Source organism: uncultured Bradyrhizobium sp. (genome assembly GCF_947648125.1).
Lineage (GTDB): Bacteria > Pseudomonadota > Alphaproteobacteria > Rhizobiales > Xanthobacteraceae > Bradyrhizobium.
Map to the genome: position 1 here is coordinate 21,439 of NZ_CANSMR010000001.1, position 11,630 is coordinate 33,068.

13 protein-coding genes are annotated in these 11,630 nt (G+C 60.6%); 12 read left to right on the top strand and 1 reads right to left on the bottom strand.

Going from position 1 to position 11,630, the window contains the following annotated elements; genetic code table 11:
• Positions 1-224 precede the first annotated feature (224 nt).
• The 12 genes from trbB to Q0030_RS00160 all read left to right on the top strand — a co-directional run bounded on the left by trbB (position 225) and on the right by Q0030_RS00160 (position 10,125).
• Positions 225-1,145, top strand: coding sequence for a P-type conjugative transfer ATPase TrbB (gene trbB, locus Q0030_RS00105; protein ID WP_298363212.1), 921 nt, complete (start codon positions 225-227; stop codon positions 1,143-1,145).
• The gene (locus Q0030_RS00110) at positions 1,142-1,468 is read left to right on the top strand and encodes a TrbC/VirB2 family protein (RefSeq protein WP_298361701.1); all 327 of its coding nucleotides are present in this window, start codon (positions 1,142-1,144) and stop codon (positions 1,466-1,468) included. The genes trbB and Q0030_RS00110 overlap by 4 nt, the downstream gene beginning before the upstream one ends.
• The gene (locus Q0030_RS00115; RefSeq protein WP_298361704.1) at positions 1,468-1,731 is read left to right on the top strand and encodes a VirB3 family type IV secretion system protein; all 264 of its coding nucleotides are present in this window, start codon (positions 1,468-1,470) and stop codon (positions 1,729-1,731) included. Before Q0030_RS00110 ends, Q0030_RS00115 begins: the two co-directional genes overlap by 1 nt.
• An 8-nt stretch (positions 1,732-1,739) precedes the next feature.
• Positions 1,740-4,181, top strand: coding sequence for a conjugal transfer protein TrbE (gene trbE / locus Q0030_RS00120; protein WP_298361707.1), 2,442 nt, complete (start codon positions 1,740-1,742; stop codon positions 4,179-4,181).
• Complete coding sequence (gene trbJ / locus Q0030_RS00125) at positions 4,178-4,912, top strand: P-type conjugative transfer protein TrbJ (protein ID WP_298361710.1); 735 nt, start codon at positions 4,178-4,180, stop codon at positions 4,910-4,912. The genes trbE and trbJ overlap by 4 nt, the downstream gene beginning before the upstream one ends.
• Complete coding sequence (trbK-alt, locus tag Q0030_RS00130; protein WP_298361713.1) at positions 4,912-5,286, top strand: putative entry exclusion protein TrbK-alt; 375 nt, start codon at positions 4,912-4,914, stop codon at positions 5,284-5,286. Before trbJ ends, trbK-alt begins: the two co-directional genes overlap by 1 nt.
• 3 nt (positions 5,287-5,289) lie before the next feature.
• Entirely contained in the window at positions 5,290-6,495 is a 1,206-nt protein-coding gene (trbL, locus tag Q0030_RS00135) for a P-type conjugative transfer protein TrbL (protein ID WP_298361716.1), read from the top strand.
• The gene (gene trbF, locus Q0030_RS00140; protein ID WP_298361719.1) at positions 6,495-7,175 is read left to right on the top strand and encodes a conjugal transfer protein TrbF; all 681 of its coding nucleotides are present in this window, start codon (positions 6,495-6,497) and stop codon (positions 7,173-7,175) included. Before trbL ends, trbF begins: the two co-directional genes overlap by 1 nt.
• Complete coding sequence (gene trbG, locus Q0030_RS00145; RefSeq protein WP_298361722.1) at positions 7,175-8,140, top strand: P-type conjugative transfer protein TrbG; 966 nt, start codon at positions 7,175-7,177, stop codon at positions 8,138-8,140. Before trbF ends, trbG begins: the two co-directional genes overlap by 1 nt.
• Positions 8,137-9,336, top strand: coding sequence for a TrbI/VirB10 family protein (locus Q0030_RS00150; RefSeq protein ID WP_298361725.1), 1,200 nt, complete (start codon positions 8,137-8,139; stop codon positions 9,334-9,336). Before trbG ends, Q0030_RS00150 begins: the two co-directional genes overlap by 4 nt.
• A 4-nt stretch (positions 9,337-9,340) precedes the next feature.
• On the top strand, positions 9,341-9,583 hold the full coding sequence (locus tag Q0030_RS00155; RefSeq protein WP_298361728.1) for a DUF2274 domain-containing protein: 243 nt from the start codon (positions 9,341-9,343) through the stop codon (positions 9,581-9,583).
• Positions 9,584-9,744: 161 nt separating this feature from the next.
• A complete protein-coding gene (locus tag Q0030_RS00160; protein ID WP_298361731.1) occupies positions 9,745-10,125 on the top strand; it encodes a hypothetical protein in 381 nt (126 codons plus the stop codon).
• On the opposite strand, the gene Q0030_RS00165 is transcribed toward Q0030_RS00160, so the two are convergent.
• Positions 10,069-11,622 (bottom strand): AMP-binding protein, encoded by a 1,554-nt coding sequence (locus Q0030_RS00165; RefSeq protein WP_298361734.1) that lies wholly within the window; start codon positions 11,620-11,622, stop codon positions 10,069-10,071. The two genes, Q0030_RS00160 and Q0030_RS00165, sit on opposite strands and share 57 nt — an antisense overlap.
• Positions 11,623-11,630: the final 8 nt, after the last annotated feature.

Here is an 11,630-nt window from a genome sequence, read left to right on the forward strand (position 1 = left end):
CTCCTGTTGAAGATCACAATTCGGAATGCGCTTGGAACAACTATTTTCATGACCTTTCTTTTTATACGCCAAGCCACTAACCCGACAATTGCCTTGTTGCGCTAACTCACTTCCTGCCTTTTCTAATCATCCCCATCTGAGGCCGCTCGGGACAGCCTCATTCGTTGGGGACGACGGTGGTACACTATTCCATTCAATCGGAAGCGATTTCGCGTGGTGCGCGCATGCTGCGCACAGCGTTTGGTGCTGCTATCGCACGCTTTCTCGAAGATCCGACCGTCGTCGAGGTCATGCTCAACCCTGACGGTCGATTGTGGATCGACCGGCTGTCGAGCGGTTTGGCAGATAGCGGAGAAATGGTGCCTCCTGCGGATGGCGAGCGCATTGTCCGATTGGTTGCCCACCATGTCGGTGCCGAAGTCCACGCAGCCAGCCCGCGTGTTTCGGCCGAGTTGCCCGAGACGGGAGAGCGTTTCGAGGGACTATTGCCGCCGGTAGTCGCAGCTCCCGTGTTCGCGATCCGAAAGCCTGCGGTCGCGGTGTTCACGCTGAATGACTACGTCGCTGCAGGCGTTATGACCTCGGGGCAAGCCGTTGCTCTGAAATGCGCGGTCGAAGCGCGCAAGAACATTCTTGTTGCTGGCGGCACATCAAGCGGCAAGACGACGCTAACCAACGCATTACTCGCCGAAGTCGCCAAGACTTCGGATCGAGTTGTTCTCATCGAAGACACCAGAGAGCTGCAATGCAAGGCACCGAATCTTGTGGCGCTGCGCACGAAAGACGGCGTGATCTCGTTATCGGACCTCGTCCGTTCATCGCTGCGCCTTCGGCCCGATCGCATTCCGATCGGGGAGGTACGCGGCCCAGAGGCCCTCGATCTGCTCAAAGCCTGGGGCACGGGTCATCCCGGGGGAATCGGTACCATCCATGCGGGCACCACGCTCGGAGCTTTGCGCCGGCTTGAGCAGCTCATCCAGGAAGCTGTTGTCACGGTCCCGCGCGCCCTCATCGCCGAAACCATCGACGTCATCGCCGTCCTTTCCGGTCGCGGCGCCGATCGCCGCCTGGCCGAACTTGCCAGCGTCACTGGGCTCGCTCCCTCCGGCGACTACAGCCTGACAGCAATAGGGGACAATTCATGAGCGTTATTTCTTCCTTCGAGCGTCGGGTGGTTTCGACGAGTCTGTTGGTGACCTCCTGCTTCGACGTCAATCCAGCTTTGGCTGCCGGCTCCAACATGCCCTGGGAGCAACCGCTCAATCAGATCCTGCAATCGGTCGAAGGTCCCGTCGCCAAGATCATAGCTGTCATCATCATCATCACCACCGGGCTATCGCTCGCGTTCGGCGATACGTCAGGCGGATTCCGTAGACTGATCCAGATCGTGTTCGGCCTTTCGATAGCCTTTGCGGCTTCGAGCTTCTTTCTGTCGTTCTTCTCCTTCGGCGGCGGAGTGGTGATCTGATGGGCAGTGAGATCCCGGGTTTCGAGACCCCCGTCCATCGCGCACTGACCGAGCCGATCCTCATGGGCGGTGCGCCACGCTCCATCGCCATTATCAACGGAACGCTCGCAGCTGCGCTGGGCATCGGTCTGCGCCTCTGGGTCGCGGGCCTCCTGCTTTGGTTCATCGGCCACATGGCCGCCGTCTGGGCGGCCAAGCGCGACCCTGACTTCGTCGAGGTCGTACGTAGACACCTTCGTATCCCCGGTCATCTCAACCCGTGAGCTCCCTCATGATGAACCTCGCCGAATACCGCCGTTCCAATACCCGCCTCGCCGATTTTCTGCCCTGGGCTGCTCTCGTTGACGAAGGCATCGTCCTTAACAAGGATGGGTCGTTCCAGCGAACGGCGAAATTTCGGGGACCGGACCTCGATAGCGCCGTTCCGGCAGAGCTGGTTGCTGTTGCTGGTCGGTTAAACAACGCACTGCGCCGGCTTGAATCCGGCTGGGCCATTTTTGTCGAGGGGCAACGTCATTCGGCAGGAGCCTATCCGCCCAATACGTTTCCAGATGCCGCGTCCGCGCTGGTCGACGCAGAGCGAAGGGCACAGTTCGAAGAAGCCGGCGCGCATTACGAATCGAGCTATTTCCTGACATTCCTCTATCTCCCGCCGGCCGAGGGCACCGCGAGAGCGGAACGGTTGCTTTATGAGGGTAGCAACCGGACTGGGGACGCCGATGCGCGCGAGATTCTCCGCGGCTTCATCGACCGGACCGATCGCGTGCTGCACCTCATTGAAGGCTTCATGCCCGAGTGCGCCTGGCTCGATGACGAAGCAACGCTGACCTACCTGCACTCTACGGTCTCGACCAAGCGGCATCGCGTCAGGGTGCCCGAGATCCCGATGTACCTCGACGCGCTGCTCTCCGATCAGCCGCTAACCGGTGGTCTCGAGCCCGCACTCGGCTCAGCGCATCTCCGCGTTTTGACTATTGTGGGTTTCCCGACGGCGACGACGCCCGGGATTCTCGACGACCTGAACCGTCTTGCCTTTGCCTACCGCTGGTCGACCCGCGCGATCATGCTGGACAAGCTAGAGGCGACCAAACTTCTGACCAGGATCAGACGGCAATGGTTCGCCAAGCGCAAATCGGTGGCTGCGATCCTCAAGGAGGTCATGACCAACGAAGCTTCAGCGCTTCTTGATACCGATGCCCACAATAAGGCCATCGATGCCGACGCGGCGCTCCAGGAGCTGGGTTCGGATCAAATCGGAGAGACCTTCGTTACCGCCACGGTTGTGGTCTGGGACGACGATGCTGCCACCGCCGATGAAAAGCTCCGTCTCGTGGAAAAGGTGATCCAGGGTCGGGATTTCACCTGCATGGTCGAGACGGTCAATGCGGTTGAAGCCTGGCTCGGCAGCCTGCCGGGGCATGTTTATGCCAACGTTCGGCAGCCCCCGATCTCGACGCTGAATCTTGCGCACATGATTCCGCTGTCGGCGGTATGGGCTGGCGAGGCGAGGGACCATCATTTCAAGGCGCCGCCATTATTCCTGGCTAAGACGGAGGGATCCACTCCATTCCGCTTCTCCCTTCACGTTGGCGACGTCGGACACACACTTATAGTCGGACCGACCGGCGCCGGCAAATCTGTGTTGCTGGCGCTGATGGCGCTGCAGTTTCGCCGCTACGGCGAATCTCAGATTTTTGCGTTCGATTTTGGTTGTTCGGTACGGGCTGCAACCGTCGCCATGGGTGGCGATTGGCATGACATCGGTGGCGTGCTCTCGGGCGAATCCGCGGAGTTCGTTGAACTTCAGCCGTTTGCCGCGATCGATGACTTGTCTGAGCGTGCTTGGGCAGCAGAGTGGGTGACCGCGATCCTCGGTCGTGAAAGGGTCGAGGTCACGCCGGAAGTCAAGGATCATCTTTGGTCGGCACTGACTTCGCTGGCTTCGGCGCCGATCCAAGAACGGACCTTGACGGGTCTTTGCGCCCTTCTTCAGTCGAACGTGTTGAAGCGTGCTCTCCAGCCGTATTGTCTTGGGGGCCCGTATGGTCGGCTTCTTGACGCGGAGTTCGAGCGCCTTGGCGAAGCCTCAGTCCAGGTCTTTGAGACCGACGGGTTGATCGGCACCGCAGTCGCGCCGGCTGTCCTTTCCTATCTGTTCCACCGCATTGAAGGACGGCTCAATGGCCGACCAACTTTGCTCATCATCGATGAAGGCTGGCTTGCGCTTGATAATCAAGAGTTTGCCGGCCAGCTGCGTGAGTGGCTGAAAACCCTTCGCAAGAAGAATGCCTCAGTCATCTTCGCTACCCAATCGCTCGCGGATATCGACGGCTCGGCGATCGCGCCGGCAATCATCGAGAGCTGTCCGACTCGAATCTTGCTCCCGAACGACCGCGCCATCGAACCACAGATCATGGCGATTTACCGGCGCTTTGGTTTGAACGACCGCCAGATCGAGATCCTGGCTCGGGCCACACCGAAGCGCGACTACTACTGCCAGTCGCGTCGCGGCAATCGACTGTTCGAGCTCGGCCTTGGCGAGGTCGCGCTCGCCTTCACCGCGACGTCCTCCAAGGCCGACCAACTCCTGATCGAACAGGTCATTATTGATCATGGCCGCGACGGTTTCGTGTCCGGCTGGCTGAAGGCCCGCGATATCGCTTGGGCGACAGATCTCATCCCGCATCTCTCCGAATTGGAGGCATCCAAATGAACTGCCTCCGCCGTCTTGCCTCCGCCAGCATCATCGCGCTCACCCTCGCTACTAGCATGCGGCCTGCGTCGGCGCAGTTGATCGTCTTCGATCCCAACAACTATGCGCAGAACGTGCTGACCGCCGCTCGAGCTTTGCAGCAGATCAACAACCAGATCGTATCTCTGCAAAATCAGGCGCAGATGCTGATCAACCAGACCAGGAATCTGGCTACGCTACCATTTTCCTCGTTATTGCAACTGGAGCAGTCGATCAAGCGAACGCAACAGCTTCTCGCCCAGGCTCAGCGCATCGCCTACGACATCCAGCAGATCGATCGTGCATTCTCGACGACCTATGGACCGGCATCAGCGGGTGTTTCGGACCAGGCGTTAATCGCCAACGCGCAAAGCCGTTGGCAGAATGCACTTGCCAGCCTCCAGGATGCCATGCGGACGCAGGCCACGGTCGTCGGCAACCTCGACACCAACCGCATCCAGATGTCCGCCCTTGTCACCTCGAGCCAGGGGGCGACCGGTGCGTTGCAGGCAACCCAGGCCGGCAATCAGCTCCTGGCGCTGCAGGCTCAGCAACTTGCGGATCTTACTGCGGTCGTCGCAGCTCACGGGCGAGCGCAGAATCTAGAGTCCGCGCAGCGTGCGGCCGCTCAGGACCAGGGCAGAGAGCAACTGCGCCGCTTCCTGACTCAGGGCGCCGGTTATCAACCCACAACCGTGCAGATGTTTCACTGATGAACACGAAAACAATCAAACGACTCCTTACCTTGGCGGCCGCGGTGCTCATTGTCCTCGAGGTTGCTGCCTGTGCGATTCGGCTGCGTGGTGACGAGGCGCAGACAAACGCGCCGGCGTCCGCCGACGTGACATCCGATCCGTTGACGGCGAAGCTCGCGGAGTGCCGCTCAGTAACGTATGAGCAGAAAGACGCTCTGTCCGAGTGCCGAAAGGCCTGGGCTGAGAAGCGCCGGCAGTTTCTTGGGCAAAAAGCGCCAGCAGCGTCCGATACTGGGGCCGCCCATGCGGGCTCCTCATTGTTTGCTGCGCCCAAGGACGAGAGCCGGCTGCCATCTGGCTACCCTTCGATCCAGCAGACCGGGAAGGAGTGACCGATGGTCGGCACCGGAATCATTGATCAGTTCCTGGAGACGTTTACCCGGTACATCGATTCTGGGTTTGGGCTACTCAGAGGCGAAGTCGGATATCTCGCCACCACGCTGGCTGCTATCGACATCACGCTAGCCGGCCTGTTCTGGTCATGGGGTGCCGACGAGGAGATTCTGGCTCGGCTCGTCAAGAAGACGCTATTTGTCGGGGTCTTCGCTTTCCTCATCGGCAACTGGAACAGCCTTGCCCGCATCATCTTCGAGAGCTTCGCTGGCTTGGGTCTGAAAGCCTCAGGGACCGGCCTTTCCTCGGCCGATTTCTTGAGGCCGGGAAGGATTGCCCAAGTCGGGCTTGATGCGGGGCGACCGATCCTCGATTCCATCTCGGGCCTGATGGGCTATGTCAGCTTTTTCGAAAACTTCATCCAGATCTCGGTTCTGCTGTTTGCCTGGATCGTAGTGCTGCTGGCCTTCTTTATTCTAGCCATCCAGCTCTTCATTACGCTCATCGAGTTCAAGCTGACGACGCTCGCGGGCTTCGTGCTGATCCCGTTCGCCCTGTTCGGCAAGACCGCGTTTGCCGCCGAGCGCGTCCTCGGCAACGTAATCTCCTCCGGCGTGAAGGTTCTGGTGCTGGCCGTCATCGTCGGCATTGGCTCGACACTATTTGCACAATTCACGGCCGGCTTTGGCGGCAATCAGCCCACGATCGATAACGCCATGGCGCTTGTGCTTGGGGCGCTTTCTCTTCTCGGCCTCGGCATCTTTGGGCCAGGCATTGCCAACGGCATCGTGTCGGGTGGACCGCAACTCGGTGCCGGCGCCGCGGTCGGGACAGGCCTGGCGGCAGGGGGCGCCATCGTCGCTGGCGCTGGTCTCGCGGCTGGCGGTGCGGGGCTGGCAGGTGGCGCGCTTCTTGCCGGTGCCCGCGGCGCAGCCACGGCAGCGACAGGAGCGGCAAGTGCTTACCGAGCGGGGGGCTTGGGTGGTGTCGCCAGCGCAGGCGGTTCGGCGATCGTCAGCCCGCTACGGCGTATGGCTGCCGGGTTCGGTGGCGGTTCGTCAACAACGGACGCCGCGCCGGCTTGGGCACGCCGCATGAAGCGCGCGCAGGCCGTGAACCAGGGTGTGTCCGCTGCTACCCACGCCGTCCGCAGCGGCGACAGTGCCGGTGGTGGAGCCTCGGTCGATCTGTCCGAGGGAGGGCACTGATGTTCAAAAGACCATCCGTGCATTATGGCCGCACGCCACAGCCCGTGACGCCCTACCAGAAGGCAGCGCAGGTTTGGGACGACCGTATCGGTTCCGCACGCGTCCAGGCCAGGAATTGGCGGCTGATGGCGTTCGGATGTCTGTTGCTGTCCGGCGGACTCGCTGCAGGCCTCGTTTGGCAGTCTACCCAGGGCACCATCACACCGTGGGTGGTGCAAGTGGACCATCTCGGTCAGGCCCAGGCAGTTGCCCCAGCGAGTCCCTTCTATCAGCCGACCGATCCGCAGATCGCATTTCATCTCGCGCGCTTCATCGAAGATGTTCGAGGCCTGCCTGCCGACGCCATCGTCCTGCGACAGAACTGGCTCCGCGCCTACGATTTCACGACCGATCGCGGGGCGGCGGCACTGAATGACTACGCGCGCACCAACGACCCCTTTGCCAAGCTCGGCAACACACAGGTTGCGGTCAACATCTCCAGCGTCATCCGTGCTTCACCGGAAAGCTTCCGAGTTGCATGGACAGAGCGCCGATATGACAGCGGTCAGCTCGCCGCGACCGAACGCTGGACCGCGATCCTCTCTATCGTCGTCGAAACCCCGCGCGAGGCTGACCGCCTGCGCAAGAACCCGCTAGGCGTATACGTCAACGCCATCAACTGGTCGAAGGAGCTCGGGTAATGAGAACCTTTGCACCGAGATCGGCTAGCCTGAAACGTGTAGCCTTACTCATTGCGCTCGCGCTCTCGAGCTGCACGACCTTCAAACCACCGCAGATCAATTATGACGACGACGTACCACCGTCTCCTGATCTGCCGATGCCCGCAGACGATCATGCGCAGCCATTGCATGTTCCTCCATCCTGGACTCCTGCTCGTGGCGGCAAGAAGGGTGAAGCAGAGGCAAAGGACCCGGCCGATCGCATCGAAATCGCAAACGATGTCGCGCGGGTCCAGCCACGGCGCGCGGGGTATTTCAATGCCGCGCAGATTTTTCCCTACAGCCCCGGCGCGCTCTATCAGATCTATGCCTCGCCAGGACAGATTACGGACATCGCGCTCGAACCGGGTGAGCAGCTGATCGGTTCAGGGCCGCTGGCCGTTGGCGACACCGTGCGTTGGATCGTCGGTGATACCGAAAGCGGAAACGGAGACACCCGGCGCGTCCACATCATGGTGAAGCCGACAAGGCCCGCGATCGAGACGAACCTTGTCGTCAACACCGATCGACGAACCTACCTGATCGAACTCCGCTCTCGCGAGAAGCCATATATGCCGTCGGTCGCCTGGTTTTACCCGGAAGACCGATCCAGCCACTCCAAGGCTTTGCCACTAATGCCGGTCATCCCGGAGATGTATCAGCGCCGCTACCGTTACGTCATTGAAGGCGACAATCCGCCGTGGCGGCCAGTCAATGCGTACGATGACGGCCGCAAGGTCTATATCGAATTCTCGTCAGGGATCGGGCAGGGCGAAATGCCGCCGCTGTTCGTCATCGGACAGGACGGTAAGTCCGAACTCGTCAACTATCGCGTCTACAGGAATGTCCTGATTGCCGACCGCCTGTTCGCGGCAGCCGAGTTGCGGCTCGGCGGTGAAAAGCAGCAGAGAGTCCGAATTGTCAGAAGCGACGGGAGCCGATTGTGACGGACAATGGCCCAAACGGAAACGTTGGTCCTGCACCCGAACCAAGGCATTCGTCTGCGAATAGCCCGCAGGCCTTGCGTCTGGGTGCCGAGCGCCCGAGGACCACGCGGCTTTCTCGAAAAGTTCTTGCCGGCGGCACTGCTCTGGCCTTGCTGCTTATCTCTGGCGCCGTGATTTGGGCACTGCGCAGTAATCAGCCGCGCAATTCAGCGCCGAACGAACTCTACTCGACCGATCACCACAACGTCGCCGATCAGCTTGCAAGCTTGCCGAAAGATTATGCGGGAATACCCCACGACGTGCCGCGACTCGAACCGCCTCTGCCCGGTGATCTCGGCCGTCCCATCGTTGCGGCACAAAGCTCAGCGCCCAGCTCGCTCGTCATTGACGCCGAACAGCAACGCGTCAATCAGGAAACGGAGGCCGCACGCACAAGCAAAGTGTTTGCAAACACCAATGTCCGCCCGTCGCCCGCTCCGGCACCATCCAGTGAGACGCCTTCAAACGCAACAACGTCCTCCGATGAGGCATTTTCTCAAAATGGCCAGGACCGAAAACTCGCCTTCGTCAACGCGCCCGCTGATCGGCGGACGACAAGCCCCGACCGACTGCTGAGGCCAGCATCGCCCTTTGTTGTTCAGGCGGGGACGATCATTCCCGCTGCCCTTATCACGGGAATCCGGTCTGACTTGCCGGGGCAGGTCACGGCGCAAGTGACAGAAAATGTCTACGACACTCCGACCGGGCGAGCCCGGCTGATTCCGCAGGGGGCGCGATTGATCGGGACCTACGATAGCCAGGTCGCCTTCGGACAATCACGCGTGCTCCTGGTCTGGACGCGACTCATCATGCCTAACGGTCGCTCGATCGTGCTCGAAAGACAACCGGGAGCTGACGTCGCGGGATACTCCGGTCTAGAAGACGAGCTCGACAATCATTGGAAAGAGTTGCTTGGAGCCGCCGCGTTGTCGACGTTGCTTGGGGTGGGTTCGGAGTTGGGGTCAGGCGCAGACAATGGATCCAACACAGCGGTTCTTCAGGCGCTGCGTTTAGGGGCCGCCAATTCTCTCAATCAGACCGGACAGCAAGTGGTTCGCCGGAATCTCAACATCCAGCCAACGTTGACGATCCGTCCGGGATTTCCCGTGAGAGTGATAGTGAACCGCGATCTCGTGCTCGAACCTTATGGGGGATGAAGAAATGGCAAAGCTTAGATTGAGCGATCTCAACAACGACAAACCGGTCAAGGTCACCGTTGAATTACCAGCAACCGTTCATCGGGACCTCATCGTTTACGCCGAGATCCTCGCGCGCGAAAGCAATCAGCCGATCAATGATCCAGTCAAGCTGATTGCACCAATGTTGGCTCGGTTCATGGCAACGGATCGAACTTTTGCAAAGGCCCGCCGCACGCGCCAACTTCTCAAGCAAGGTGACGGGTAACGTTCGGAGAGCAGTGTAAGGAGAGCTTCCAAGGCGGAGTTTTCACTATCGCCTTGCCAACAAGCTGAATAGCCCAACACGCTCGGCCAGTTCCGTCACGCAATTCTCGGTACACTAGGCCCGAAAAATTGGCGTCAATGTCTGATTCCAGAATAAGGCTGATGCCGACCTTCATTGTGACGCCTTCGCCGCCGCTGACCTCGTCAATTGCCTTTATGCAGGCGCGCGAATTCCAGATTTGCGAGGGCGATACCACGCTGGTTGCACTGAGCGGATTCATTACCGACTACCTGCGTCGCGATGGGGCTGTCGGGAAAAACATCATCGTTTGCGAGAACTTCTATTGGGATTTGAACGACAGGGCCCGCACGTGGTACGGACGCACCGAGGACAATATCTCGCGCATGTTCCCAGCTGCACCGATACCGGTCCGGGCGATTCTGTTGAATCTGGACACGCCTTTCAGCATGGGCCGGAACAGACCGTTACGGTGGCTTGCCCGCTTGGTCTTTCGCGCCCTCCTTTGCGAGCCAATTCTCTAGAACATGGCGCTGAATTTTCCCGCTGGTGGAGCGCGGAAATTCCTCAAACCGGACGATGCGAAACTCTCGGGGAACCTTGTACCCAGCAAGCTCGGCCCGACAAATCTGCTTCAACTCTTCCTCGGTCGGCTCGTCGCCATGGACAGAGACGAAGGCCACAGGGCTTTCGCCCCAACGTGCGTCATGCGCCTTGACAACGGCAGCGTCCGACACCCGCGGATGCGCAAGCAAAACACGCTCGATCTCGGCAGGATAGACGTTCTCGCCACCTGTCTTGATGAGATATTTCGCGCGATCAACGAAATCGACCGTGCCGTCGGGGTTGCGGCGGAACAGATCGCCCATATGGAACAGGCCGTCACGGAAATCGTTCCGGTTCGTCTCCTCCGCCTCCCAGTAGCCGGAAAACAGTGTCGGTCCGCGCACCGCCACCTCGCCCGGTGTACCGTCCGGCACCTCTCTGCCCTCCGGATCGACCAGGCGCACCTCGCAGAATGCGCTCAGTCGCTTGGACAGCCGCTCGGGCACGACCCCCGGTGGAATCAGACATGCCGTCGCTGGCGGTAGCCCGGTTTCTGTGGCTCCGAAGGAGTTCAGATAGGGCGCATTCAGAAGGCTGGTCAGCTCCGCAATCTGATGCGGCGGGACCAGATCAGCCATGGCCCCGACGACCCGGACGCCCTTGATCGGCACCGGGTTGGCACGTCGCTCGGCGATGAATACCTCGATGGCGCCCGGCATCATGACCAACCATCCGACCAGGTGGCGTGACAATGCGGCATTGATTTCGCGTGGTTGCAACCCATCGATCATCACGACGGTGCCGCCGCGCAGAAGCGTCGCCAGCGCGTGATCGGTCGAGGCCATGTGAAACATGGGCGCCCAAGCGATGAAGGCGTCCGCCGGATCGAGCGCGAGCTGCGCGGCAAAGACCAAGGTGCGCGCGATATGGGCGCGGTGAGAGATCAATGCTCCCTTGGGCAGCCCAGTGGTGCCCGAGGTATAGAGGATCGTAAGACCAGCTTCGGGCTCCTGCACCAATGTGCCGGTGCGCCGATCCGGCGCGGCCGCGGTGATCGCCTCTTCCCAATCTGCGCCGATCTCCAGAATAGGAAGGTCGGAGACGGCCTCGAATGAGGCTCGAAGTTCTGGTTCCACCACGCCGAGTCTCGGCGAAACCAGTTCGATGCAGTGTTTTAATTCAGGCGCGGCAAGTCGCCAGTTCAGGCAGGCCACGATGGCGCCGATCCCTGCGGCAGCAAGCTGGAGTTCGACATATTCGGCCCGGTTGTGCGACAGGATCGCAATTCGGTCGCCCGGCTCGACCCCCCGCTGCAAGAGCGCGGCGGCCAGACGGTCCACCCGTTCGAGGAGCATACGGTAGGTCCAGCTCTTGCCCGCCCATTCGATCGCCAGCTTATCGCTCCGCGCCAGGGCACGGCCGCGAAACAGGGCGTAGAGGTCAGACCAGCCCGCGCGCGCGACGTCAGGAATCATGGCACCCC

Bases quoted from the DNA above. Each gene is read 5' to 3' on its own strand.
- Q0030_RS00110 (WP_298361701.1), top strand. From the start codon at position 1,142: ATGAGCGTTATTTCTTCCTTCGAGCGTCGGGTGGTTTCGACGAGTCTG.
- trbJ (WP_298361710.1), top strand. From the start codon at position 4,178: ATGAACTGCCTCCGCCGTCTTGCCTCCGCCAGCATCATCGCGCTCACC.
- trbF (WP_298361719.1), top strand. From the start codon at position 6,495: ATGTTCAAAAGACCATCCGTGCATTATGGCCGCACGCCACAGCCCGTG.
- trbE (WP_298361707.1), top strand. From the start codon at position 1,740: ATGATGAACCTCGCCGAATACCGCCGTTCCAATACCCGCCTCGCCGAT.
- trbG (WP_298361722.1), top strand. From the start codon at position 7,175: ATGAGAACCTTTGCACCGAGATCGGCTAGCCTGAAACGTGTAGCCTTA.
- Q0030_RS00160 (WP_298361731.1), top strand. From the start codon at position 9,745: ATGCCGACCTTCATTGTGACGCCTTCGCCGCCGCTGACCTCGTCAATT.
- trbK-alt (WP_298361713.1), top strand. From the start codon at position 4,912: ATGAACACGAAAACAATCAAACGACTCCTTACCTTGGCGGCCGCGGTG.
- Q0030_RS00165 (WP_298361734.1), bottom strand. From the start codon at position 11,622: ATGATTCCTGACGTCGCGCGCGCGGGCTGGTCTGACCTCTACGCCCTG.
- trbL (WP_298361716.1), top strand. From the start codon at position 5,290: ATGGTCGGCACCGGAATCATTGATCAGTTCCTGGAGACGTTTACCCGG.
- trbB (WP_298363212.1), top strand. From the start codon at position 225: ATGCTGCGCACAGCGTTTGGTGCTGCTATCGCACGCTTTCTCGAAGAT.
- Q0030_RS00155 (WP_298361728.1), top strand. From the start codon at position 9,341: ATGGCAAAGCTTAGATTGAGCGATCTCAACAACGACAAACCGGTCAAG.
- Q0030_RS00115 (WP_298361704.1), top strand. From the start codon at position 1,468: ATGGGCAGTGAGATCCCGGGTTTCGAGACCCCCGTCCATCGCGCACTG.